At 45.6% G+C, this 24,368-nt stretch carries 21 protein-coding genes and 1 tRNA gene; 8 read left to right on the top strand and 14 right to left on the bottom strand.

Annotation, left to right across the window (positions count from 1 at the left end; translation table 11 throughout):
- Positions 1-5: 5 nt before the first annotated feature.
- From EPL05_RS17435 to EPL05_RS17425, 3 genes are read right to left on the bottom strand one after another with little or no spacing between them, the layout of a single operon-like run.
- Positions 6-1,322, bottom strand: a complete 1,317-nt coding sequence (locus tag EPL05_RS17435) for a TolC family protein (protein WP_128535267.1) — start codon at positions 1,320-1,322, stop codon at positions 6-8.
- A gap of 6 nt (positions 1,323-1,328) precedes the next feature.
- Positions 1,329-4,457, bottom strand: coding sequence for an efflux RND transporter permease subunit (locus EPL05_RS17430; protein ID WP_128535266.1), 3,129 nt, complete (start codon positions 4,455-4,457; stop codon positions 1,329-1,331).
- Between the two features lie 4 nt (positions 4,458-4,461).
- Positions 4,462-5,568: an efflux RND transporter periplasmic adaptor subunit gene (locus tag EPL05_RS17425; protein WP_128535265.1), complete on the bottom strand. Its 1,107-nt coding sequence runs from the start codon at positions 5,566-5,568 to the stop codon at positions 4,462-4,464.
- Between the two features lie 224 nt (positions 5,569-5,792).
- Between EPL05_RS17425 and EPL05_RS17420 the strand changes: the two genes are divergently transcribed.
- The 3 genes from EPL05_RS17420 (at position 5,793) to EPL05_RS17410 (ending at position 8,770) form a co-directional block, all read left to right on the top strand.
- On the top strand, positions 5,793-7,598 hold the full coding sequence (locus EPL05_RS17420) for a M61 family metallopeptidase (protein WP_128535264.1): 1,806 nt from the start codon (positions 5,793-5,795) through the stop codon (positions 7,596-7,598).
- Between the two features lie 267 nt (positions 7,599-7,865).
- Positions 7,866-8,021 carry a lmo0937 family membrane protein gene (locus EPL05_RS17415; RefSeq protein WP_128535263.1) on the top strand — a complete coding sequence of 52 codons (156 nt, stop codon included), beginning with the start codon at positions 7,866-7,868 and terminating at the stop codon, positions 8,019-8,021.
- A gap of 62 nt (positions 8,022-8,083) precedes the next feature.
- The gene (locus EPL05_RS17410) at positions 8,084-8,770 is read left to right on the top strand and encodes a PAS domain-containing protein (protein ID WP_128535262.1); all 687 of its coding nucleotides are present in this window, start codon (positions 8,084-8,086) and stop codon (positions 8,768-8,770) included.
- Between the two features lie 2 nt (positions 8,771-8,772).
- On the opposite strand, the gene EPL05_RS17405 is transcribed toward EPL05_RS17410, so the two are convergent.
- The 3 genes from EPL05_RS17405 to EPL05_RS17395 all read right to left on the bottom strand — a co-directional run bounded on the left by EPL05_RS17405 (position 8,773) and on the right by EPL05_RS17395 (position 11,615).
- Complete coding sequence (locus tag EPL05_RS17405) at positions 8,773-9,156, bottom strand: hypothetical protein (RefSeq protein ID WP_128535261.1); 384 nt, start codon at positions 9,154-9,156, stop codon at positions 8,773-8,775.
- A gap of 111 nt (positions 9,157-9,267) precedes the next feature.
- Positions 9,268-11,241: a M56 family metallopeptidase gene (locus tag EPL05_RS17400; RefSeq protein ID WP_128535260.1), complete on the bottom strand. Its 1,974-nt coding sequence runs from the start codon at positions 11,239-11,241 to the stop codon at positions 9,268-9,270.
- 2 nt (positions 11,242-11,243) lie between these two features.
- Positions 11,244-11,615: a BlaI/MecI/CopY family transcriptional regulator gene (locus EPL05_RS17395; RefSeq protein ID WP_128535586.1), complete on the bottom strand. Its 372-nt coding sequence runs from the start codon at positions 11,613-11,615 to the stop codon at positions 11,244-11,246.
- Between the two features lie 132 nt (positions 11,616-11,747).
- On the opposite strand from EPL05_RS17395, the gene EPL05_RS17390 reads away from it, so the two are divergent.
- Positions 11,748-13,151: an MBL fold metallo-hydrolase RNA specificity domain-containing protein gene (locus EPL05_RS17390; protein WP_128535259.1), complete on the top strand. Its 1,404-nt coding sequence runs from the start codon at positions 11,748-11,750 to the stop codon at positions 13,149-13,151.
- 338 nt (positions 13,152-13,489) lie between these two features.
- Here EPL05_RS17390 and EPL05_RS17385 read toward each other — a convergent pair whose 3' ends face one another.
- Positions 13,490-14,452, bottom strand: a complete 963-nt coding sequence (locus tag EPL05_RS17385; RefSeq protein ID WP_128535258.1) for an isopenicillin N synthase family dioxygenase — start codon at positions 14,450-14,452, stop codon at positions 13,490-13,492.
- Positions 14,453-14,633: 181 nt separating this feature from the next.
- Here EPL05_RS17385 and EPL05_RS24050 point away from each other — a divergent pair, with 181 nt between their 5' ends.
- Positions 14,634-16,508 (top strand): DUF6600 domain-containing protein, encoded by a 1,875-nt coding sequence (locus tag EPL05_RS24050; protein ID WP_166727736.1) that lies wholly within the window; start codon positions 14,634-14,636, stop codon positions 16,506-16,508.
- Positions 16,509-16,604: 96 nt separating this feature from the next.
- Here the strand turns inward: EPL05_RS24050 and EPL05_RS17375 are convergent, their stop codons facing one another.
- Both EPL05_RS17375 and EPL05_RS17370 read right to left on the bottom strand, forming a co-directional pair.
- Positions 16,605-17,453, bottom strand: a complete 849-nt coding sequence (locus tag EPL05_RS17375) for a ferritin-like domain-containing protein (protein ID WP_128535257.1) — start codon at positions 17,451-17,453, stop codon at positions 16,605-16,607.
- Between the two features lie 7 nt (positions 17,454-17,460).
- On the bottom strand, positions 17,461-18,159 hold the full coding sequence (locus tag EPL05_RS17370; RefSeq protein ID WP_128535256.1) for a ferritin-like domain-containing protein: 699 nt from the start codon (positions 18,157-18,159) through the stop codon (positions 17,461-17,463).
- Between the two features lie 436 nt (positions 18,160-18,595).
- Here EPL05_RS17370 and EPL05_RS17365 point away from each other — a divergent pair, with 436 nt between their 5' ends.
- Together EPL05_RS17365 and EPL05_RS17360 are read left to right on the top strand one after the other, a co-directional pair.
- On the top strand, positions 18,596-18,907 hold the full coding sequence (locus EPL05_RS17365) for a hypothetical protein (RefSeq protein WP_128535255.1): 312 nt from the start codon (positions 18,596-18,598) through the stop codon (positions 18,905-18,907).
- Between the two features lie 121 nt (positions 18,908-19,028).
- A tRNA-Val gene (locus EPL05_RS17360) sits at positions 19,029-19,103 on the top strand.
- A gap of 165 nt (positions 19,104-19,268) precedes the next feature.
- On the opposite strand, the gene EPL05_RS17355 is transcribed toward EPL05_RS17360, so the two are convergent.
- From EPL05_RS17355 to EPL05_RS17335, 5 genes are all read right to left on the bottom strand, one after another.
- A complete protein-coding gene (locus tag EPL05_RS17355; RefSeq protein WP_128535254.1) occupies positions 19,269-20,885 on the bottom strand; it encodes a GH35 family beta-galactosidase in 1,617 nt (538 codons plus the stop codon).
- Between the two features lie 327 nt (positions 20,886-21,212).
- Positions 21,213-21,719: a GNAT family N-acetyltransferase gene (locus EPL05_RS17350; RefSeq protein ID WP_208394779.1), complete on the bottom strand. Its 507-nt coding sequence runs from the start codon at positions 21,717-21,719 to the stop codon at positions 21,213-21,215.
- A gap of 21 nt (positions 21,720-21,740) precedes the next feature.
- A complete protein-coding gene (locus tag EPL05_RS17345; RefSeq protein ID WP_128535253.1) occupies positions 21,741-22,022 on the bottom strand; it encodes an ATP-dependent Clp protease adaptor ClpS in 282 nt (93 codons plus the stop codon).
- A 376-nt stretch (positions 22,023-22,398) separates the two neighbouring features.
- Positions 22,399-22,935: a dCTP deaminase gene (gene dcd / locus EPL05_RS17340; RefSeq protein ID WP_128535252.1), complete on the bottom strand. Its 537-nt coding sequence runs from the start codon at positions 22,933-22,935 to the stop codon at positions 22,399-22,401.
- A gap of 169 nt (positions 22,936-23,104) precedes the next feature.
- Positions 23,105-23,296 (bottom strand): hypothetical protein, encoded by a 192-nt coding sequence (locus EPL05_RS17335; protein ID WP_128535251.1) that lies wholly within the window; start codon positions 23,294-23,296, stop codon positions 23,105-23,107.
- 433 nt (positions 23,297-23,729) lie between these two features.
- On the opposite strand from EPL05_RS17335, the gene EPL05_RS17330 reads away from it, so the two are divergent.
- Positions 23,730-24,368 (top strand): 4'-phosphopantetheinyl transferase family protein, encoded by a 639-nt coding sequence (locus EPL05_RS17330; protein WP_128535250.1) that lies wholly within the window; start codon positions 23,730-23,732, stop codon positions 24,366-24,368.

Raw genomic sequence — 24,368 nt, 5'->3', positions numbered from 1 at the left:
ATACTTTATTGAATATTAATACTATTGGTAATTTGCTTTAAAGTAACCTCGGCCATTTTGCTTTGGTATTGTGCGGAAAAAAACGTGGATTGCGCATCCAGGTAGTTCCTTTGCGCTTCGCGGATCTCCAGCGGGGTGATGTTGCCCAGCTTATATTTCTCTAAAGAGATCTCCAGGTTTTTGCGCGCCAACTCTACGTTAGATTGACCTATCCTGATCAAGTCCAGCCCCGAAAGGTAAGAAACATAGAAATTACTGATCTGTGCTTCTACTTCCAGCATCGTTTTTTTGTAGTCGATATCGGCGTTGTCTATCTGCAGCTTTGCATTCCGCTCTCTTCTCCACTGGTTTAACCCGTCGAATATATTGATAGATGCCACCACACCGTAAGCAAAGCCATGCGCATTTTGCTGCAGGGTAAAACCAGCCGGCGTTTTATTTTTGGTAAAGGTATAACCAGACGTAAGCCCTACAACAGGGTAACGTGTACTGCGCACTTGTTTCAGGTTGATGTCGGCAAGGCGTTTATTTATTTGCGAGGACAGGATACCCGGGTTTTGTGTTTGCGCTTTGCTGATGATATCGCCCAAAATCAGGGAGCGATCTACCACTATGGTATCACCTACCGAAAATTCGGTTTGCAGATCGCGCACCAGTAGCTGGTTCAATTGAATTTTGCTGCTTTTAAATTGCTGCAGTTGAACAATAAGCGCCGCAGTATCGGTATTTAAATTCACCTGCGCGTTATATACCTCTAACCGCGAAACACGCCCAACGGTAAACTTATCATTGGAGTACCGTAATTGCGTACGCGAAATGTCTATGGCCCCGTGCAATGCCTTTATCTGTTCGTTTTGGCTTATGAGGTTGTAATACGTATTAATAACGTTGGCAACGGTGCTCTGGATAGTATCCTGCAGGCGGATGGCACCAAGCTTATCCAGTTGTTTCAATTGGTCGTAGGTAGCAAACATGGCGAACCCGTCGAATATTGTCCAGTTGAGGTTTACGCCGTAGTTTAAATTACTGTTGTGCGCGTTTTTTATATCGTTCACCGTCCCGTCGCTGCGGGTTTGCTTGGTGGTTTGCACACTGCTGTTTTGTGTAAGATTACCCGTTACCGTTGGCAAAAAGCCAGCATTACCCAGCGTTACGTTATTGCCCGATATAGCCGCGTTATTTTGAGACAGCTTAATGTTATAATTGTTCTTTAGTGCAATCTCCACTGCATCGCGCAGGGTAAGCACCGGGGCATCCTGCGCGGTGGCGTTTGTAAAAGCCGCACAGTAAAAAATTAAGCCGATTATATATTTGATCTTCATTGCTGCTTAATGTTTTTGGATAATAATATGCGTTGGGTGAATTGCAGCCGCTTCTTCTTCGGTTTCTTCGTCTGGGTCTTTACGGGTTTTGGAGGCAAACACCATGTACATGGTTGGTATTACATAAAGCGTAAGCACCAGCGAGAAAAGCATCCCACCGATAATTACTATACCTAACGATACGCGGCTTTTTGCACCCGCACCCAAAGCTAAAGCAATTGGTACCGAGCCAAGCACCACCGCCAAACTCGTCATCAAAATAGGGCGCAGCCGCGACGTGGCCGCTTCAACCACCGCCTCGTATTTATCAAGGCCAGCCTCCATACGCTGGTTAGCAAACTCCACAATTAAAATCCCGTTTTTGGTTACCAGCCCCACAAGGGTAATAACACCTATCTGGCTAAAAATGTTAAACGTTTGATCGAACAGCCAGAGCGAAAGGAAGGCCCCGGATATGGCTAATGGCACAGTAAGCATTACGATAAACGGATCCACAAAGCTTTCGAATTGGGCGGCAAGTACTAAATAGATCAGCAACAAGGCGAATAAGAACGCGAAGGCGATGTTTGATGAACCTTCGGCATAATCCCTTGATGGGCCGCTTAGCGCGGTGCTAAAGGTTTCATCGAGCATTTCTTTAGAGATGCGGTTCATCTCGGCTATGCCGTCTCCCACGGTTTTACCCGGTGCAAGTCCGGCTTGTACGGTTGCCGATTTATAACGGTTAAAGTGGAAGATAGAAGGTGGCGTGGCGCTTTCCTGTATCTTCACTACGTTATCCAGCTGTACCAAATTACCCTTTGAACTACGTACGTAAACCGATTTCAGATCGAGCGGCTGATCGCGGTTCGAGCGGTCTACCTGGGCAATTACCTGGTACTGTTTACCATTGATCAAGAAATAATCTAAACGGCCACCGCTATAATAAAGCTGTAGTGTTTGGGCGATATCTTCTACTGAAACGCCCAGGTCGCGGGCACGGTCGCGGTCGGTGGTTACACGCAGCTCGGGTTTGGTAAATTTAAGATTGATATCCGTTCCCTGGAAAACAGGGCTTTTTGATACTTCGGCAAAAAAATCGGGCAGTACCTTACGGATTTTTTCAAAATCCTGGTTCTGGATCACAAATTGCACCGGCAATGATGTACGTGAACCGCTACCGCCACCACTTATGGTTTGCTCCTGCACCACTATGGCTCTGGCATCGGGCATGGCTCGCAACTTTTTGTTCAAAAAATCGGCTATTTGCTGCTGGGTACGGGTACGCTTATCCGGTTCTGTAAGCCCGATACGCCCAAAGCCCGAATTGGCCGACCCGCCGCCGCCAAATGACGGCGAAACGATCTCGAGGTTCACATTTGCTTCCGGTACCGAATCTGCTACGATCTGCGCAACCTTATCCATGTAGCGGGTCATGTACTCGTATGTTGCGCCTTCGGAGCCGGTTACCTGGTAACGCAGCAAGCTGCGGTCATCAAGCGGGGCCAGCTCAGAAGGGGTTATTTTGAATAACACACCTGTAAGCAAAAGCGAGCCTCCTAATATCACAAACGATACCCATTTCTTTTTCATAAAGTTCACCAGCGTTTCGGTGTAGCCGTTTGTCATGCCTTCGAAGAAGGGTTCTGTTTTTTCGTAGAACTTTGATTTCTTTTGGCTCTTGCGGATCAGCTTCACGTTCAGCATAGGTGTTAATGACAACGATACAAATGCCGATATCAGCACCGAGCCCGCCACCACTACAGCAAACTCGCGGAACAGCCTGCCGGTAAAGCCCTGTAAGAACATGATGGGTAAAAACACAGCCGCCAGTGTAACCGAAGTTGATACTACCGCAAAGAAGATCTCTGCTGAACCCTGGAAAGCCGCCTGCCTGATGGCCATGCCGCCTTCCACTTTTTTGTAAATATTCTCGGTTACCACAATACCATCATCCACCACCAAGCCGGTGGCCAGTACGATGCCCAGCAAGGTTAATATATTGATGGAGTACCCGAATACATACATGATAAAGAACGCCCCTATCAATGATACCGGGATATCTATCAGCGGGCGGAAGGCGATGAGCCAATCGCGGAAGAAAAGATAGATGATAATCACCACCAATATAAATGATATTAGCAGCGTTTCCTTCACCTCTACTATGGAGTTGTTAATAAACTTGGTGTTATCCAAAGCCACTTTCACCTTAATATCCGGCGGAAGATCTTTTTGGATCTGTGCCAGCCTTAAATAAAAATCCTTGGCTATTTGCACATAGTTAGCTCCTGGTTGCGGTACAATAGCGAGGCCTACCATTGGCACAAACGATTCTTTTAACGAGGTTTCTTCGTTTGACGAACCCAGCACGGCGTAGCCAACATCACTCAGCCTGATCACCCGGTTACTATCGGCACGGATAATGAGGTTGTTAAAATCTTTTTCGTTGGTAAGTTTACCCAGCGCGCGGATGGTGATCTCAGTATTGTTACCCTCAATTTTACCCGCAGGCAGTTCCACGTTCTCGCGGTTTAGCGCCGTGCCTATATCGGTTGCTGTTAAACCCAGCGCCGAAAGCTTATTTGGGTCTATCCATAAGCGCATAGCGTATTGGCGCTGTCCCTGTATATTAATAGTACTTACACCTGGTATAGTTTGTAAACCTTCCTGCAACACATTCTCGGCAAAATCATTCACCTGCATAATGTTGCGCTTATCGCTGCTTACGGTAAGGGTGATAATGTTATCCGCACTCGCATCGGCTTTGGTAACTACGGGTGGGGCGTTAATATCCTGCGGTAACTGACGTTGTGCCTGGCTTACTTTATCGCGCACATCATTCGCGGCGGTTTCCAGGTCGGCATCCAGGTTAAATTCTACGGTGATATTGCTGCTCCCTACCGAACTGGTAGAAGATATATTACGAATCCCCGGCACACCGTTAATGGCTTTCTCCAGTGGCTCGGTTATCTGCGATTCTACTACATCGGCGTTAGCGCCCGAGTAGCTGGTAGAGACAGATATAATGGGCGGATCTACCGAAGGGAAATCTCTCACCCCTAAAAAGGTATAGCCAATTACGCCGAACACGACAATAACAACAGACATCACCGTTGCCAGTACTGGCCTTTTTATACTTACGGACGATAAACTCATATTATTATTCTATAACTTTTAAAACTTTCAAAGGCGATTTTGGGCGGATCTGGATCAAGCCCGATACTACTATGCTATCACCCTGTTTCAACCCATCAATAATTTGAATTTTGGTATCGGTACGCAGGTCTGTTTTTACAAATTTGGCCACCGCTATACCGTTTTGGTAAACATAAACTTTACTGCTTTTCAAATCGGGGATAACGCATTCGGTAGGCACCATAATGGTTTTAGGGATCTGGTCGAGGGTGAGATTTATTTTGGCGAATGAACCTGCAGTAAGCTCGTTCCGCGAATTTGGCGCCTTTGCCCGCACTGTGATGGTACGCGACGTGGCATCTAACGCCGGCTCAATAGCGTAAACTATTGCAGCAAATTCTTTCTGCGAACTTTCTATGGTGAATTTCACTTTACTCCCCTTGCCAATAATTGGCAGGTAACGCTCAGGTACCGAGAAGGTAACTTTCGCCGGGTCGATATTAACGATGGTAGCGATGGGCGTAGAAGGAGATAGATAACCACCCGGGCTCACATTACGCAAGCCAATAGTGCCCGAGAATGGCGCACGAATTTCGGTACGGGCTATTTGCGCCCTTATCACATCTGCCTGCGCTTTCATGGAGTTTAAGGATGACAAGGAGGTTTCGTACTCCTCTTTACTCACCGCCTCTTTCTCCAGTAATATTTTGTTACGGTTATTAATATCGCGCGCCAATACCATTTGCGCGTTTATCTGTTGTAATGCTGCCTGCTGATCCTGGTTATATACCTTTACCAGGAGCTGGCCCTTGCTTACTTTGGTGCCTTCGGTAAAATAAATGCCCGTGATATTGCCCGCGGTCTGGCTTATCAGGCTCACCTTTTCGTTGGCATCAATAGTGCCGGTAATGTCTATCTGGTTGCTTACCGCAGTATCTTTTACAACCATCAGCACAACAGATACCGGTGGATTTGTTTTGCCGCCTTTGCCGCCTTTACCTCCTTTGGCACCGCCTGCTGCGCCTGCGGTAACGGCATCGCGCTCTTTAGCATGCTTGCTAAAAAACTTGTTATAAATAAGAAAAGCAACCAATAAAGCCAGCAGGGTGTAGATAATGTATTTAGTTTTCATGTTTGGCGTATTGGCAAAGTAAATGGGTTGTGATAGTATTAATTAAGGCTTTGTAACTGTTCATTCACGCAAATATAAATGTATATCGGTTATAACCTGCAATTGGTTAATATGCGCAAAACTAACCGCTTAGGGCGTATATTGATTGCTTGTATCAACCATTTTACAACATTTGCATTTTTTGCTTTGCAATTAAAAAACATAAAAATTTATAACTTGCAGCCATGAAAAATTTTAAACCATTAGCCCTGGCTTATTTAATATTGTTACTTATGAAGATCTCCACGGCGGGCGCGGCTGTAGTTTCCCCCAAAATAGCTTATAAAGTTACTTTCCCCGAGGCACAAGCCCACTACGTTGATGTAGAGATGACCGTAAGCGGCTTAAAACAAGCCTCCCTTGACGTTAAAATGCCGGTATGGACACCCGGCTCATACCTCGTAAGGGAATTTGCCAAAAACATTGAAAGCCTTACTGCCACCGCTAACGGCAAAGATGTTGCAGCTTCAAAAACAAGCAAAAACACCTGGCATATCAACACCGCAGGTATATCAACGGTGGTAATTAAATATAAGGTTTATTCATTCGAGGTATCGGTTCGTACCAGCTTTGTTGATGTTACCCATGGCTTTTTATCAACTACCGGTGTGTTTTTATATCCTAAAGGGATGCTTGCCCAGCCATCAACCATAAAAATTATCCCTTATAAAGATTGGACCACCGTATCTACCAGTCTCGAAAAAATCGGCGGCGACCAATTTGCTCTAACTGCTCCAAACTTTGATATCTTGTACGATTCGCCTATTGAAGTAGGCACGCAGGATGTTTTTGGCTTTGATGCTGCAGGTGTAAAATACGAAGTAGCGATGTACGGCGGCGGTAATTATGATAAAGAACGCCTGAAAAAAGATATGGCGAAAGTAATAGAAGCAGAAACTGCTGTTTTTGGCGAGAATCCTAACAAACACTACACTTTTATTGTACATAACCGCCAGCGCGGCGGCGGTGGCCTGGAGCACTTAAGCTCTACCGTATTGGGTGCCAGCCGCGAGCAATATGGCAGCGAAAGCGGCTATATTAACTTTTTAGGCTTGGTAGCGCATGAGCATTTCCACTTGTGGAATGTAAAACGCCTGCGCCCTATTGTATTGGGCCCGTTTGATTACGAGACCGAAAATTACACCACCAACCTTTGGATAGCCGAAGGTTTTACCGCTTACTACCAGAATTTGATCCGCCGCCACGCCGATCTGTATTCGGTAGAGAGCTATCTCGGCGATGCCGTTGGCGATATCAACACGGTTGAGAACCAGCCGGGCACAAAAGTACAGCCACTGGCCGAAGCCAGCTTTGATGCATGGATAAAAGCATACCGCCCTAACGAAAACTCTTTCAACACCGGTATATCTTACTACGATAAGGGCGCGGTTATAGGTATGCTGCTCGACCTGGAGATCATGAACTACAGCGGTGGCAAACAATCGCTGGATGACGCGATGAAGTACATGTACAACACTTATTACAAAGGCAAAAAACGCGGCTATACCGATGCCGAGTTTAAACTGGCCTTCGAAAAATTTGCCGGTAAAAATCTGGATGATTTCTATGCAAAGTATATCAACGGTTTGGCACCTATAGATTACAACAAATACCTTGGCTACGCCGGTTACAAAATTTCCGACCAACTGGCCGATAGCAATACCCCAACCCTCGGCGTATCTGCAAGCAACCAGCCTACAGGTAAAAAGATTGTGAGCATGGTGCTGCGCGATGGTGCCGGCTGGAAAGATGGTATTAGCGTTGGCGACGAAATTGTATCGGTAGATGGCACTCCCGTTACTGATATGACCACCCTGATGAATGGCCGCAAGGTTGGCGATAAAATTACCGTAACCGTTAGTCGCGATGGTAAAGCCTACAACCTGCCGGTTACTTTGTTACGTAACAACCGCGTACAATACAAGGCCGAAGAACTGCCAAACCCTACCGCGCAGCAATTGGCCGTGCGCAAAAAATGGCTGAAGCTGTAAGGAAATACGATCTCATTTTAAAACCCCCTTTTTGATTTTTCAGGAAGGGGGTTTTTATTTAGGCGATATCGGAAAAAACCAATGTTCACTAATTAACACAAAATGAAGTAAAATAAAACATTGGGGCATAGCCGAAAATTCGCATTATCTGATTTCTTATAGCTAAATACCTACGCTATCAGCTTTAAAAATGGCTAAAAACTTTTTGGCATGTTATTTATATATACTTGACAAACACTATCTATAAAACATTTTAAACCATCAACCATGAATTCATTATTGTATATCATTGCCGTTATCCTCATCATAGGCTGGGCAATTGGCGTATTTTTTACCGCGGCGGGCAGCCTTATCCACGTGCTGTTAGTTATTGCAGTTATTGCAGTTATACTGGGCATTATTCGCAGGCCAACTGCTGTATAAATTTCTTTATAAAAAAACTGGGCCCCGGCTTTCCGGGGCCTTTTGCATAATATCCCTTTACCATGAAAATACCCTTCACCCCACAATTGCTTGGCGACCTGATAGAAAAGGGTTACACTTATTTACTGGCCAGCACCGCCTCCGAGCCGTCAATGGAAACCGCGCTAACTTTAAAGCCGGTACGCAAAAAACCAGAGCTTTATAAATTGCCCGAGGGGTATGAAACCTTTTACAAAATAACCCGCGAACCGATGATAATGGCTGCCGGCATAAACGAAACCATTATTATGCTGGATTATGAAACTATAAGCGACATCATTACCAGTAACGATATTTTCGACGATAGCTATTTTAGAATGAGTGAAGAGTTTTTTCACCAGGTGCTGGAAAGCCTGGAGGATTACGCGGTGATCACCACCGACAAAAATGGCGATATAAACAGCTGGAACTCGGGTGCCGAAAATGTATTGGGTTATAAAGAGGTAGAGGTGATCGGCGTTAGCGCCAAAATATTCTTCACACCAGAGGACATTGCCATTGGCGAACCCGAAAAGGAACTGTATGGCGCTTTAACAAATGGCCGCGCCATAGATGAACGTTATCACATGCGTAAAGATGGCTCGCGTTTTTGGGGCAGCGGCCTGGTTTTCCCTTTATACGATGAGGAAAAAAATCACAGGGGTTTTACCAAAATAATGCGCAACCTGCGCGAACGGCAGGAAGCCGAAGCCGCCGCCGAAACGCAATGATCCTAATTTTTCTTCACCAATTTTGAGGCTGCGAATGCAAACAATCCCTGTATCAGCCCGAACATAATCCCGAAAACCGGGGCCATCAAAATCAGCATTAAACGTGGGTGCCTGCCCAATTCAAAAGACCCCATATTAGGGTGATGTGGCAGGTAGTTGTCATAAAAAATGGTGTGCACAATGGTTATCCAAACGCTGTTTATCAAACTTAAAACAAAGCCATGCCAAAAATATTTACCCGGGCATGCTTTGGCAATAACCACCGCGCAGAAAATAAATATCACCACCCAAAAAACGGGTTCAATTTTTTCGGGAATTAAGGATATGGTGCCAAATGCCATGATCAGCCCGAAGACGGATAATTGGAGTAAGAGTTTAAAGTTCATCGCTAAAAGGTTTATGTGTATAAATTTAGCGATATGCATTTGATAAATGCGAAAAAAAAGCCGGCGGATTTTTCATCCCCCGACGCAGGGTTTATAATTAACTATTTGCTTTTACTTAGCCTTTTTCATGGTGACCACTATCACACCGTTTTTGCCTTTATCGCCATATATAGACGTAGCCGAAGCATCCTTTAAAACGCTGATGCTTTGAATTTCTTTGGGATTGACGGTACCCAGATTCGTTACTTCTTTGCCATCTACCATGTATAGAGGTTTTATCGGTCCTTTCAACTCTATAAATGTGGTGCCATCGCCTGTTTTTAAAGTAGTAGCATCACCGGCTACTGCGGTGTATGTTTTAGGATAAATGGCGGGGTCTATTTTCCCTTGAAGGTTTAGCTGTTTACCATCCAAAGTAAACGCTATGGGCAAAGTATACTTTACATTTACCGGCCGGCCATTTTGCATACCGGGATACCATTTCGGCATGTTTTTGATCACGCGGACAGCTTCCTCGTCGGCACCGTAACCAATTCCATTCAACACTTTCACATCGCCGATGTTACCATCTTTCATCACCACAAAACTGGTTATTACCCTACCCTGTACTTTATTTTTGCGGGCCTCTACAGGGTATTTAATGCTGGTTTGCAAATATTTGGCACAAGCAACGTTACCTCCTGGAAAACCCGGCTGCTGTTCTACCTCGGTAAATATAGCTTCGGTTAAACCGGTGCTCAAGTCGGCTTGCCCAACTTTAATTGCCGCGGCTTCGCTCAGCAGCGCGAAATTCACCGGTACCGAGTATTGCACGCGCACCTTTTTGCCACCCTGCTTTCCGGCTATCCATTTTGGTGATGCTTTTACCGCACGTACAGCCTCTTCATCGCAGCCGCTGCCGATACCGCGCAGTACCTTAATATCGCTCAGCGAGCCGTCTTTCTCTACCACAAAAGTTAATATCACGCGCCCATGTACATTATGCTCGCGGGCTATTTTTGGATATTTGATGGTTTTTGCCAAATACTTTGGGAAAGCCTCTATACCACCCGGAAACCTGGGTTGATCCTGTACGGCTGTATAAACCGTGCTTTTCTTGTTAGTATCAATTTCTACTACGGTCTCTTTTAACAACAAGTTTTTGGCGGTCGCCTGTTCGTTTAAAAGTATTTCTTCCACATCGTTATTTGATATTGCGGCTGTTGCCGGTTGTAAAAACAGTTCCTCTGCATTATCATGGATGCTTTCTACCGCTTTGCTGTTGCTGATAGTGGCGGACGACAATACCAGCATCAGTACAAACAAAGGTGCCGATAAGCCGTATTTCAGCAGCTTAACCCGCTGCGATTTATTTTTTTGTAACATCATAATGCGTTGTTTTAATAGGCTGTGGTTATAAAATGGGTTAACTAACTGGTGCGCCGGGGCATTAAAGGTTTGGCTCAGCAGCAATAATGCGTATTCGGCTTTATCGTTGCCGACCTTGATGGCCTGCCTGTCGGCAATATATTCGTGGATATGCTTGATGGAAAAACGGTACAGGTACACCACCGGGTTAAACCAGTTGATGATCATCACCGCCTCTATTATAAGCACATCTGCGGAGTGCCACTGCTGCGCATGCACCTCTTCGTGCGCTATGATCACCTCGCGGCTTTCGGCATCCTCGGCAACGTTTATTTTATTAAAGAACGAATAAGGGGCCGATGGAACGGCGTGCCTTATCACCTGCCGTAACTGCATAAACTGCCACATTAGCCGCAGGGCGAGCAATATCACACCCGCGAGGTATACCATTACCAATATCTCGCCCAGGGTGTAGGCGCTATCTTGTATCGGCGCCAGCGCCGTTATATTAATATCGGTACCGGTGCCGTAAAAAGCATATTGCACCTTTTGGGTGATGAACAAGTTTTTCACCCATTCTGATTGGATAAGCGGGATAAAGAACGATAGCAATGCCGCCCCTACCAAATAGATGCGGTTAAGCTGAAAAAATGTTTCGCGGCGCAAAAGCAGCGCGTAAAAGCCAAAGAACAGGGTGAGGTAAATATTTACCAGTAATAAATAATGCCACCAAGCCATAACTATTTATCTTTAAGTTTCTCAATCAGTTTCATGATCTCATCGGCCTCTTTCAGGTCTATTTTTTCCTTCTTCACAAAAAAGGAAAGCATCCGGTTTACCGAATTATCAAAGTAGCCCGTCAGCAATTTATCGGCAGCAAAATTTTTATACTGCTCCTTGCTTACTATGGGGTTATACTCGTGGCTTTTTCCGTAGGCCGTGTGGCCAACAAAGCCCTTGGTCTCCAGGATGCGGATAATGGTTGACACCGTATTATAAGCCGGTTTTGGCTCGGGCAATACATCAAGCACATCTTTTACGAAGCCTTTTTTTAATTGCCAAAGCACCTGCATTATCTGTTCTTCGGCGCGGGTTAACTCTTTAATTTCCATCATAATAATAAACTAACTTGTTAGTTAAACGAAGTTAAAATATAATAATGAAATTAACAACTAAAAGTTTAGTTTTTTATTTATTAAACTTTTATCCGCATGTTTGGTTCTTCAATCCACAACCAATTATAAATGGATATAACCTTTCACGGCGCTGCCCGTAATGTTACCGGCAGCAAACATCTTTTACGCTTAGCCGATGGTACAGGCATATTATTAGACTGCGGCATGTTCCAGGGCCTGGGCGAGCAAACCGAAGAAATGAACGAGCATTTTGGCTTCAACCCCACAAAAGTTGATTACCTCATCCTCTCCCACGCGCATATAGATCATTGCGGGTTAATTCCACGCCTGGTGGCCGAAGGTTTTGAAGGACAGATCTTCTGCACCGCCGCTACCATGGACCTTTGCAAGATTTTGCTGGCGGACTCTGCCAAGATACAAATGCAGGATAATGAGTACAGCAACAAGCACCGCGCCCGCAAAGGCCTGCCCCTACTGGAGGCGTTGTATACCGAGGATGATGTAATAAAGGCACTGAGCCTGTTTAAGATTGTGGATTACCACGAGGCTTATCATATTACGCCGCAGGTTAAATTTAAATTTACCGATGCCGGGCACGTTTTAGGCAGCGCGGCTGTACACATAGCTGCGGAGGAAAACGGCAAAACAACTTATATCACTTTTAGCGGCGATGTGGGCCGCTACGGCGATCTACTGCTAAAAAACCCGCAAACGTTTCCACAAGCCGATTATATTTTGCTGGAATCTACGTATGGCGATAGCCTGCATAAGGATATAGGCCCCATTGAAGATGCCCTGCTGGAGGTGATTAAACACACCTGCGAGGTTAAAAAAGGCAAGGTGATTATCCCCGCCTTTAGTGTTGGCCGCACCCAGGAATTACTTTACGCCCTCAATGCGCTGGAATTGAAAGGCGAATTACCCGATGTGCCTTACTATGTGGATAGCCCCCTATCTGAAAAAGCTACGCAGGTACTAAAAGACCACCCTGAAGTTTATAATAACGATGTAAAAGAAGTGATGAAAATAGATGCCGATCCCTTTGGATTCAAAGGGTTGAAATTCATCCAGTCCACCCAGGAATCCATCGCGCTGAACGATGATTTACGCCCTTGCGTTATCATCTCCTCATCGGGCATGGCCGAGGCCGGACGGGTAAAACACCATATTAAAAACAACATCAGCGATCAAAAGAACACGATATTAATGGTTGGTTATGCCGAACCCAACTCTTTAGGAGGCCGCCTCGCACGCGGTGAAAAAGAGGTGCATATTTTTGGCGAACAATACCTGGTAAATGCCGAAGTACAGTCCATCAAAAGTATGAGCGCCCATGGCGATTACGAAGATCTTCTCCATTTCCTCGGCTGCCAGGACCCTGCATTAGTAAAGCAGCTGTTCCTTGTCCACGGTGAGTACGAAGTGCAACAGCATTTTGCAGAGAAGCTGAAAGAAAAAGGATTTGCCAATATAGAGATCCCCTACCAGCATCAGAAGGTGGAATTAGAGTAAAAAGCGTTGCAACAGCCACTTCCAACTCGTGGTATAGCATGGCAACAGTTTCCAGTTGTTATTCGCAAGCGGAATGCTTGCGTTATGCAATGCCACGAGATCCGCTACGCTAATCTCGCGGCAGCGATGAGAAATATTATGTGCCCTCCCTTGCTGCTCATCGAGAGGGCATAGGCGTAATTTCGTGAAGACTAAGCATAGTTTGCATACGTGGCGTATAAGATTTCTCTTCGCGCCCCGCTCTCCCCGCCCGCTGCTCATCGAAATGACATCGTGATATAATAAAAGGGCTGATAATCTAAATGATTATCAGCCCTTTTATTATTTTTCTTGTTTAACTATTTCTTCAATCCTATCTCCCTCAATCGCTCATCCAGGTATTCCCCTGCGGTGATATCGGTATAAACCTTCGGATGCCCGGCATCTATGGTTGATGGCAAGCTGGTGAGATCCATATTTGATTTGGGGTGCAGGAAGAACGGCACGGAAAAACGGGAATTCTTCATCTGCTCGCGCGGAGGGTTCACCACCCTATGCGTGGTAGATTTTAGCTTGTTATTGGTTAAACGTTGCAGCATATCACCCACGTTCACTACCAAATCTTCGCCAAAAGCAGTAACCGGGAACCATTTATTTTCGCGGGTTAACAGTTCTAAACCATCGGCGCTGGCACCAATTAAAAGGGTTATCAGGTTAATATCCTCATGCGCGCCGGCACGTACCGCATCATCCGGTAAAGCATCCGGGTCTGTTATCGGGAAGTAATGCAGCGTGCGTAGTATGGAGTTACCATGTGCTACCTTATCATCAAAATAATTTTCGGGCAGTTCCAGGTAAACGGCTATAGCGCGCAGCAGGTGCTTACCGGCTGCTTCCAGTTTTTTATAAACTTCTTCGGTAGTGGTGTTAAATTCGGGTAATTCGGCAACCTCCATGTTATCCGGGTAGTCTTCCTTACTGGCGGTTGCTTCGGGGTCTATTTGCCCTATCTGCCAAAACTCTTTCAAATCGGGCACCTTAAAGCCTTTAGCGGTTTCTTTGTTTTTGCCGGTGTAGCCGCGCTGGCCAGCCAATTCGGGGATCTCGTATTGTTGCTTAGCTGCTTCGGGCAGGGCAAATAAAGTTTTTACCTGCTCGTATAATTTATCCATCAGCTCTTTGCTTAAACCATGGTTGGTTACGGTAACAAAACCGGTTTCGTTAAAGGCTTTGCCAATGCTGTCAGAAAATTGCTTTTTTTCGTCGGCGCTGCCGTTTATGTAAGTATTCAGGTCGAGGCGAGGGATGTTTACTGTGCTCATAATGCTGTGTTAAAAATGCCTATAAAATTATTAAAAGATAAGGCAGAAATTAGCCAAATGTGCTAAAATTTCTTTGCCGACCTTTTGTTATACAATATAAGGCGTAAAACTATTTATTGTTTAAACGTTTTATACTTAGTACAGTCATACCTGTATATAAGCCTATCTTACTCGAATTATTATGAAAATATTAACCAAAATATGGGGGACAGCACTTTTAGCCATCATGCTGATGGCAATTGCCCCTGCAAAAAGTTCCGCACAGGACGGCGGCGGGCAATACATTTCCACACAGGAGTTCTATGATCAGCTTGCTCCTTATGGCACCTGGGTATACGATGCCAAATATGGCGATGTGTGGGTGCCTGATGTTGATCAGGATTTTCGCCCTTATGTAACCAACGGCCACTGGGTGTATACTTCCTATGGCAACACCTGGGTATCAGATTATGACTGGGGATGGGCGACCTTCCACTATGGCCGTTGGACCTACGACGACTATTACGGATGGGAATGGGTACCCGGCAGCGAATGGGCACCCGCCTGGGTTGACTGGAGAGACGGCGACGGCTACTATGGCTGGGCACCGATGACCCCTGAGGTGGCTTACAATGCATCCTATGGAGACGATTATTACAACTCTTATTCCGTACCAGATTTTTACTGGTCGTTTGCGCCCTACGCGTATATTAATTACAGCAACGTTTACAACTATTGCGTGCCATACGCACGGGTACATACCATATACGGCCACAGTAACTTTATCCGTAATACATACCGGTATAACAACCGTACTTTTATAACCGGCCCACGCCGCGACGAGATACAGCGTTATACCAAACGCCCGGTGCGGTTATATACTATTAATAATGTAGATCGCCCCTCGCGTAATACTTTCGACCGTAATTCGGTTAACTTTTACAGGCCGGATATCCGCAGGGACAGAAGCGCGCGCCCTTCAAGGGTAATTGACGGCGCCGCTTACAGGCAGCAAAACCCAAGCCAGCGAATAGGTGGTACCGATAGCCGCAACGGCGCGGTTACCCAACGTGAAAACGCAGGCAGGCTGGCAAACGAGGCACGCTCAAACAACAGCCGCTTTGTTCGTACAGATAACAACCGTACAGGTACTGTTAACTCACCAACAAATAATAATCGCCCCAATACACCAAACGGGCAGCAAGGGGGTGGTCGTTTTAACAGGCGCCCAGCCGATGCAGGCAACGCTGTACAACCAAGCCAGCAGGCTGGTAACGAAAGGCCTACCCGCCGCCCTACCGACCTGAATAACCAGGGCCAGCAAGCTGATCAGCAAAGGCAGACCCGCGAACAGCAACGCCAGCAAATGCAGGTACAACGCGATCAGCAAACGCAACAACAGCGCCAGCAGCAAACCGAGCAACAACGCCAACAGGCAGACCAGGCACGCGAGCAACAACGCCAGCAAACGCAACAACAGCGCCAGCAGCAAACCGAGCAACAACGCCAACAGGCAGACCAGGCACGTGAGCAGCAACGCCAGCAGGCAGACCAGGCACGCGAGCAACAACGCCAGCAAGCAGGCCAAGCACGTGAGCAACAAAGGCAACAGCAGGACCAGCAACAGCAACAAGTGCGCGAGCAACAACGTCAACAGCAAGAGCAAGCTCGCCAGCAGCAGGCAGAGCAACAAAAGCAGCAACAGGATCAGCAACAGCAGCAAGCTCGCGATCAACAACGTCAACAGCAAGAGCAGGCTCGCCAGCAGCAGGCAGAGCAACAAAAGCAGCAACAGGATCAGCAGCGCCAGCAACAAAAACAACAGCAGGATCAGCAACAGCAGCAAGCTCGCGAGCAACAAAAGCAGCAACAGGATCAGCAGCGCCAGCAACAAAAACAACAGCAGGATAAGCAACAGCAGCAAGCTCGCGAGCAACAAAAGCAGCAACAGGATCAGCAGCGCCAGCAACAGGCAGAGCAGCAACGCCAGCAGCAACAGCAAGCGCGCGAACAACAAAGGCAACAGGCAGAGCAACAGCGCCAGCAACAACAACCACAACGCCCCACAAGGCCATAATTATTCAATAAAATAATTTTTATAAATGCAAAGCGGCCCCGGGAAAATCCCCAGGGCCGCTTTGCATTTATTGATTTTCTTTTTTAGAAAAAGCGATTAGTTTACAATGAACGAACCAACCAAAAGGGCCAACACCTGGTCTTTAGTTAAAGGCTCATCAAAAGACGCAGTGGCAACAGCAGTTGAAACACCCAAAGCGGTTACTAAATTCACACCACCTTGTGTTACGTTTTCTTCGCCGGCGTAATTGCCGTCTATAATTGCAACGCCGGTATCATTACCTTTGGCAGATGTGCTAACAATCCAAGGGCGAATATTTGCATCATGACCAAGGTTATGGCGCAACAAACGTATCGCAGACGCGTGACGTGCCTCAACCGCATGGATAGACAAAGCGGCAGTTAAAACCACTTGGTTGCCTAATAATATAGGTGCCGCGCCTTTGTATGCACGTACACCTGTATCTTCAAATGCTTGTGCTACAGCCAAAAATGTGGTATAATTAGTTAACACATCTTTAAAGGGACCGTTGCCCTTATTGTTACCTGCTGTTAAATCAAACGTTGGCGAAGTAACCGGGGTGGCTCCCAATGAAGTAATTACTCCTTTCAGGAAAGTAACGTGTTTGTTTTCGTCATCAGTAATTTCTGCAATGTAAGCCTGATTTGCCGCCGGCACAACACCGCTGGCAGTACCCTGGTTGTAAAAGTACGATTCCAGGTACTCTAACGTCAAAGCATAATTTAAAACGCCAACTATATCAGTTGTAGATGCTGCTCCGTATGCTTTTTTAAACATGGTACCTAATGCAAATGGCATTGCGGCAAGGGCTACTTTAGATCCAAAGCTGGTTATGTTTTTGATGGCGGCACGGCGGGGATTTAATCTTTCGTGTATTTCCGGATCAACTTTTTCTATTTCGTCTATTATATTAAATAAATTCATGGCGATTTTAAACTTTAGGGTAATTAAAATTAGATGCGTAAACTTTGGTTTTCAAGAACCCGTTGGCACCTGCTAAAACCTGAGCAATTGTTGCCGATTTATTTAAACCGTTAGCATCAACCTGGTCAGTGTCGGCAAAGCTTCCCGATTTAATAAGATTAGAGATAAGGGCTGCATGGCGAGCTTCAACCGAAACGATTTTACCTGCTATTGTTAAATAATCGGCACTTTGTATTAAGTAACCGGCTCCGTCGTAAGCTGTAACACCTGTATCTTCCAATAATTTAGCGGCTCCAAGAACACTTGTACGGTCGCTAAAATTAATGGATGAAAAATCGGTGGTTAAGCTTCCAATAGCGCCCGAACCTAATGCAGCTTTAAAAAAGTCGCGATGCAAAACTTCATGGTCCCTTATATCCGTAAGGTAAGAAGTTTCGATACTGCTGATGCCGCTGTAAGGCGTGGCAATTACCTGCAGGTAAAATGCTGCTTCCAGTTGCTCAAGCGCATAGGCATAATTTAAAATGCCAATATCGCCCATTCCGATATCAATATTATTTTCGTTGGCAGGGAGATCGAAATGACCTGTTCTGCAAGATGATGCGCCAAGCACAGCAACGGCAGCGGCACCCGCTCCGGCATAACGCAAAAACGACCGTCTGGCCATATTTGCTCCGCCTGTAGTTGAGTTAGTTTCTGTTTTCATAGTACTTATAAAGATTACTTGTAGATGGTTAATTACATGGATAAACGCAGTAACCGGATAATTAGATTGACTTGTGTGCTAAACTTGTTAGCTGTAAATAGAGTAGCTATAATAGGAGTAGCTAAAAAAAGAGTGCGATTTTTAAAACAAAAAGAGGCCGAAAGACTCTCGCAGTATTTCGGCCCTACATCTACCTATGAAAAACACCCTTTGAGAAGGGTATTAACTCCAATTCAATACTTGTGCCGAAATTAAAAAGGCCTTAATTATTAAGAAATACGGCCTTTTGCCGGGTATGTGGTTTTAAGTTGTAGAAATACTTTCACAACTTATGGGGAAATATCCCCCAAGGCCTATAATTTATATTATAAAAAACACAATGCCCGGTAAATAGTTATCATTAAGATATTTATAAACTACTCCCAATACTACGCAGATGGATTATAATGTATATTTATTGGCTACCGATCCTAAGGATCCTTGCAGGGATGTTATTCATTCAAGAGACACCGGTTTAAAAATAAGGGTTTACTGTTTAAACCACGATCGCTTCAGCCCGAGCGAAAGCGAAATTCAACTTTACGGATACGCCCATGAGAAGCTGTACGCTTTCGAAACCATCAACATAGCAGCCGAAGATGCACTGGATGTAGTGAGCGCTATACAGTGGTATGCCGACTATATTGACTACACTGAAATGGAAATTTTACCTGAAGACCCCAGGCCGGGCCATAACATAGCCATGTAATCGCCTCACTTTATGCCCGTTAAAAATATTTTAAAATATTTTTTGACTAATTAACAGTAAACTCTATATTTGCAATCCCAAAACGAAGGGAGTTATCCAAAAGTTTAAACGGGAAACAAAAGGGAGTTTAGCTCAGCTGGTTCAGAGCATCTGCCTTACAAGCAGAGGGTCACTGGTTCGAACCCAGTAACTCCCACTTAAAGCCTCACAGAAATGTGGGGCTTTTTTATTTTTACCACTTGGTTTACTCCATGCAATATTTATTGTGAGTTTGATTTCAGGATCTATTGCCCAAGAATAACACAATAATTAACATTGCTCAGCATTATTTCTACACACTCGCAACCGGGAAACGTTGGTGTTACCTCACCCCCAAATTCACTTTCAGCACCATTGGCGTACTACCAAATCTTGGCCCGCCCCAGTCGGTTTCATCGCCGTTTAGGATGCGGATGGGTTTAAACACGCCTTTTTCGTATTGGCCTTCTTCTACAGACAGGTATTGCCATACTTTGTTTTGGTTACTGCCGAGGGGCTTAAAAGTTACGTGGCAAAGGGCACCTATTACGATGAAGTTATTTTCACCGAGCTTAATGACCATGGCGCGGCCGGTTGGCTTGGTATTTGGGTTAACATCATTACCCCGCCAGTTGCTGCCAAAGGTTACGGTAGCCTGCCAAGCGCCCAGATCAATAGTTTGCGCGGCGTTGCCTTCGCGTTCCACAACTGCTTTTATTTTTCCGTCGAAACCCCATTGCGCTAAATCGCGCATCATGGGGCTAAATACTTTATAGTCCTGCTCAAACGGAGCAAGGCGTTCCGCTGCTTCCGTTTGCTTTCCGTCGGGCAGGTTGCTATCTATCCCGAAGGGAGAGAAGCCGATACCGCCACGGGCAATAACATCATACATATACCTGGCCATGTGCGGCGCCAAGCTTGCCTCGGGTACAAAAAGCGCGTTATCTGGCCTGTCGTACAGGTCAATTACCTTGAGGATGCGTTCGCTACCGTCCAGGTAAATATCCGGGCTAAGCACATCTATGGCCGGTGCTGCCACTTTGTAAATGGGGATCACGTTATCTGTAGGCCCGCCGCTTTCGTAACTGTTGGCCATAGGGTTGGTCAATGGATCGCGCAGGGCTGCGTTTACATACAGGGGCAACGCGTATTCTGCTTTGCCGGCAGCCGCAACCTTGCCAATAAACCGCGCTACCGACCAGGCGTGGAAGTACTCGTCCGCACGCTCCTCAAACACCTCTTTCCAGGTGCCGGTTGCGTTTGTGGGGCGGCTTAATGCTTTAAGCAATTCCGGTTTTAGCAATTCGGCCGGCACGCGGCTTTCAAATATTTTTTGGGCCAGGGGCGAATAATCACGCTGGGTATCCCATGCGCCCGGCTCATTCTCTACCTGCACCATGATCACGGTATGCTGCGGGTCGGTTTTTTTGAGGTAGCGCATCACCGCTGCAAAAGCCTTGGTATCGGCCTCCAGCGTAGCCTCAATATTTGGCGAGGGAGAATCTATCAGTTGCCCTTTCTTGTTAGTTACGTTGGGATATTTTGCAGCGTTGTTTTTCATCCAGTGGGGCATGTAGTGGTTGCTGCCGTTTTTCCAGGTGGCAAACCAAAGCAGCACCAGCCTAACGTTGTGCGCACGGGCCTGTAGCAGTAAAGTGTCTATTACCGAAAAATTGAAGTTACCCTGTACTGCTTCCACCTGTTCCCAATAAATGGGCACCTCCAAAGTATTAGCGTGTATTGCCTCAACAGCGGCCCACACCTGCGGCAGCATACCCGGCCATGCGCTGGAATTATGGACCTGGCCGCCCAGCATTAAATAGGGTTTGCCATCAACCAAAAGGGCATGGCGGCCATTCTTTTCTATTACCCGGGGCATTAAATAAGCTTTTTTTTGGCCGAGGGCGTTATTAGCGGCCAGCAGCAACAGTACAAACCAGAGCGAAATATTCTTCTTCATAATTAGCGGTTTCGGAATTAACTTAAGAGTTTATAAATGTAGCCCCACAATAGCGGGCAATGCACCACTAATGTTTAAGTTGATACAATAAATGTTGCAAAAACAACGGGAATAAAAAATGCGTTCTGTATCTCACGCAGAACGCATCGTTACCGAATAAATCAATAACTCAACTAAATCAATCTCAGGTTTACCAGCCCTGGATGACGATAGCAAAAGACAAAAAAATAATTCAGCAATAAAAACACGATAGACAGACGCCGGATTTGTATAGACGAACGGGCATTATTAACAGATGGGAAAATCCGATTAAAGCCCTGCGGCGCGTTAGTTTTGGAAAAGCAGCAGTGTTTCTTTGGAGTCTTCGGCAACAAAGAGGCCCTTGTTGTGCAAGCCCAATTTACCCAGGAGCTTAACCGAAGAGGTGTTACCCGGCAGCGTTATGGCAGAGATTACAGGTAATTTCAAATCATGCTGCGCATGTTTTAAAACGGCGTTTGCCATTTCGTAAGCATAACCCATGCCTGCAAAGCCAGGTAACAGCGCGTAGCCAATATCCGGGTTATTTAAAGTAGCGCGTTTAAGAATGCCGCACATCCCTATGGGCGTATCATCGGTTTTGGTGGCCACCAGGTACAGGCCGAAACCATGTTCAGCGTAGCTTTTTAGAGGCCCGTTGGTAAGATAGTTAAGGGCATCATCGGTATTATGCACATTGCGGTCGCCGATGAATTTTAGCCAGCCCGGGCTATTTAACAGCTCAATAATAAAACCGGTATCACCCAGGGTTAGCTGGCGGATTATTAAGCGTTCGGTATGGGTGATGGTGTTCAATACAGATGAATAAGATAACCTTTAATCCACGCTAACGGTTAAGCCCTCTTGCTGCAATATTTTTCGGTAGATCTCCATTTCGGTATATGAGCCTTCCAGTACGGCGCATTTACCCTCATTGTGTACCTTCCAGGCAATTTTTTCTGATTGCGGTTCGGAGTAATCCAGATACTTCATCATACAATGAATAACATGGTCGAACGTGTTATGGTCATCGTTCCACAAAATAAGGCGGTGCATCTCTTTCAGCCCGGCCAGTATCTCTTCGAGGGTGAGTGTTTCTTCCTGTACTTCGGTTGGCATATATACCAGCAAATTTACTCAAAAAAAGTTCAAAACTACAGGGTTAGCTGCAATTACTCTACCTTATAGCAATACACTTGCCTGCTCAGGTTGCCCTCATCATCTATCCCTTCTATCACCATGCCGTATGGGCACCTGTTTTAAAACAGCCGTATCAATACCGGCGCGGCGTTTTGGTGGTTATCACAATAACCGCAAATTGCTTGCTTTTAGCCTTGCTGTATATTGGTTGGCTATGGCAGCATTTACCCTGCTCAGAAAGGTGCTATCGGGTTTGCGCAATGGAGATGGAAGCACAAAATACAGGCAGAATAAAAAGCAATTAGCGTAATACTTTCATAATCAAGGCTTAAGTATGTGTAATATACCAAAGCCTCTAAAACTTGTTCTTCCACATCATGCTTTCTACCGGGCGTGTGGTGGGCTTGTTGTATTTAGCGTTGCTTTTGGTGTTGTAAAGGGTCTCTATTTCACCTTCCACCACAAAATAGATGAGCTGGCCGATGGGCATCCCGTGGTAAATTTTTACCGGCTGCGCGCAGGAGATCTCCAGCGTCCAGGTGTTGCAGAAACCTACATCGCCCTTGCCTGCGGTAGCGTGGATATCTATGCCTAAACGTCCCGTGCTCGATTTTCCTTCGAGGAATGGCACATGCAAATGTGTTTCAGTGTACTCAACGGTAACACCTAAATACAAGGTATTGGGTTGCAGGATAAACCCATCCTTAGGGATCTCAAATCCAATAATTTCGTTATGAAGCTTGGCATCCAGTACGCGGTCTTTATAGGTAGCGAGGTGCTTCCCCAGGTGCACGTCGTACGAGTTGGTGCCCAGGCAATCGCGGTCAAAAGGTTCTATGATGATCGAGCCTTTTTCAATTTCTTCGAGGATGCGTTTGTCTGATAATATCATGTGCCGGTAATGAGGCACCTAAATTATTGTTTATTGCCTTACCGGGCAAGGCAATATTCTGCACATTTAATTAACAATTGGCAAAGCAATAGCCGGAAAGCCTTAAGCAAACTAAGCTAAAACCCACACGCCGGGTTTTCCGATAAATAAAAGGGGTGTTGAGAGCGCCTTATTTAAGGTCTTTCTTGATAAACTTGTGATACAAGTATTCGGCATACCCCACACTGATGTAATCCGGAAATTTCCAGTTGGGATAATACTTTCTCTTAATATACTTGAGGATGCTGAAGAATATTATTCCAAATATCAGCAACGCGGCAAACGATAAAATAATTATGCCAAATACTACTAACGGGGTCATTAATCAATAATTTAAATACAACTCTTAATACGAAAGTTATGGCGTACAAGTTACAAATTATTGCAGAATTAAATAGCTGATTATCAATATTTATCAAATTAATAATGCAGGCAAGTAAATAACCCCCGATTTTAAATATTAGAGCATATAGCTCTAACATATTTTCAAATCCAGCTTATTTCGTCTAATTCCCAACTTTTTCCTGGCTGGCTCTTCCGGCTTCTATCTGCTGTTTGCGGCAGCTTTCTGTTAAAGCAACGGCTATTAAAATGGCGGCGGCTATGTATATTTTTTTCATTGCGATGTTTGCTAAAATATTGTTTAGTACTGGTATGACGTAAGTTATACCCCCGGTGTTACAACCCGTAGCCTTAAAAACGAATTATTATCTTTGCCTGATATAAGTTTGTTATCCTTTTTGCAATTTTACTTTATGGCGATAGCGTACCGGCACCAGATAGACGATGACACAGAGTTTGCGCTATGGCGAATAGAGGAAGAAGCAGACGAACTGTACAAGCAACTCCAGCTGGATGAGCACGAAAAAGCGTTTACCAAACAGCTGAGTAAAAGCAAGCGCTACCTGCACTGGCTGGGCACCCGCGTACTGCTGCGCAAAATGCTCCGCACCGAAGAGTATATAGATTGCAAGGTGGACAGCCACGGCAAGCCTTACCTGGTTACGCTCCCCTATCATATTTCGCTGAGCCATTCCTTTGATTACGCTGCCGTAATGATCAGCAAAACCAGTCCCGTAGGCATAGATATTGAACAGATAAAGCAAAAAGTGGAGCGCATTGCCAATAAGTTTATGAGCCCGGACGAACTGGCATTCATCGGTCCGAAAAACACCATCGACCACCTGTATGTTTGCTGGTGCGCCAAGGAGGCTATCTATAAATGTTACGGGCAAAAAGAGGTTTCGTTTTTGGATAACATTCTGCTGCAGCCTTTCGCGTTTGAAGGGCATGGCATAGTGGATGCCAAACTGCAAAAAGGCGCGATAGACATTGCCTACGAGGTAAACTACGTGAAGTACGAAGATTATATGATAGGCTACGTGAAGGGATAA

The sequence above is a fragment of the Mucilaginibacter gilvus genome (genome assembly GCF_004054195.1).
Taxonomy (GTDB): domain Bacteria; phylum Bacteroidota; class Bacteroidia; order Sphingobacteriales; family Sphingobacteriaceae; genus Mucilaginibacter; species Mucilaginibacter gilvus.
This window is presented reverse-complemented; position numbering and strand designations above follow the sequence as displayed.

Coding starts and splice junctions, on each gene's coding strand:
- EPL05_RS17435 (WP_128535267.1), bottom strand. CDS start 1,322: ATGAAGATCAAATATATAATCGGCTTAATTTTTTACTGTGCGGCTTTT.
- EPL05_RS17430 (WP_128535266.1), bottom strand. CDS start 4,457: ATGAGTTTATCGTCCGTAAGTATAAAAAGGCCAGTACTGGCAACGGTG.
- EPL05_RS17425 (WP_128535265.1), bottom strand. CDS start 5,568: ATGAAAACTAAATACATTATCTACACCCTGCTGGCTTTATTGGTTGCT.
- EPL05_RS17420 (WP_128535264.1), top strand. CDS start 5,793: ATGAAAAATTTTAAACCATTAGCCCTGGCTTATTTAATATTGTTACTT.
- EPL05_RS17415 (WP_128535263.1), top strand. CDS start 7,866: ATGAATTCATTATTGTATATCATTGCCGTTATCCTCATCATAGGCTGG.
- EPL05_RS17410 (WP_128535262.1), top strand. CDS start 8,084: ATGAAAATACCCTTCACCCCACAATTGCTTGGCGACCTGATAGAAAAG.
- EPL05_RS17405 (WP_128535261.1), bottom strand. CDS start 9,156: ATGAACTTTAAACTCTTACTCCAATTATCCGTCTTCGGGCTGATCATG.
- EPL05_RS17400 (WP_128535260.1), bottom strand. CDS start 11,241: ATGGCTTGGTGGCATTATTTATTACTGGTAAATATTTACCTCACCCTG.
- EPL05_RS17395 (WP_128535586.1), bottom strand. CDS start 11,615: ATGGAAATTAAAGAGTTAACCCGCGCCGAAGAACAGATAATGCAGGTG.
- EPL05_RS17390 (WP_128535259.1), top strand. CDS start 11,748: ATGGATATAACCTTTCACGGCGCTGCCCGTAATGTTACCGGCAGCAAA.
- EPL05_RS17385 (WP_128535258.1), bottom strand. CDS start 14,452: ATGAGCACAGTAAACATCCCTCGCCTCGACCTGAATACTTACATAAAC.
- EPL05_RS24050 (WP_166727736.1), top strand. CDS start 14,634: ATGAAAATATTAACCAAAATATGGGGGACAGCACTTTTAGCCATCATG.
- EPL05_RS17375 (WP_128535257.1), bottom strand. CDS start 17,453: ATGAATTTATTTAATATAATAGACGAAATAGAAAAAGTTGATCCGGAA.
- EPL05_RS17370 (WP_128535256.1), bottom strand. CDS start 18,159: ATGAAAACAGAAACTAACTCAACTACAGGCGGAGCAAATATGGCCAGA.
- EPL05_RS17365 (WP_128535255.1), top strand. CDS start 18,596: ATGGATTATAATGTATATTTATTGGCTACCGATCCTAAGGATCCTTGC.
- EPL05_RS17355 (WP_128535254.1), bottom strand. CDS start 20,885: ATGAAGAAGAATATTTCGCTCTGGTTTGTACTGTTGCTGCTGGCCGCT.
- EPL05_RS17345 (WP_128535253.1), bottom strand. CDS start 22,022: ATGCCAACCGAAGTACAGGAAGAAACACTCACCCTCGAAGAGATACTG.
- dcd (WP_128535252.1), bottom strand. CDS start 22,935: ATGATATTATCAGACAAACGCATCCTCGAAGAAATTGAAAAAGGCTCG.
- EPL05_RS17335 (WP_128535251.1), bottom strand. CDS start 23,296: ATGACCCCGTTAGTAGTATTTGGCATAATTATTTTATCGTTTGCCGCG.
- EPL05_RS17330 (WP_128535250.1), top strand. CDS start 23,730: ATGGCGATAGCGTACCGGCACCAGATAGACGATGACACAGAGTTTGCG.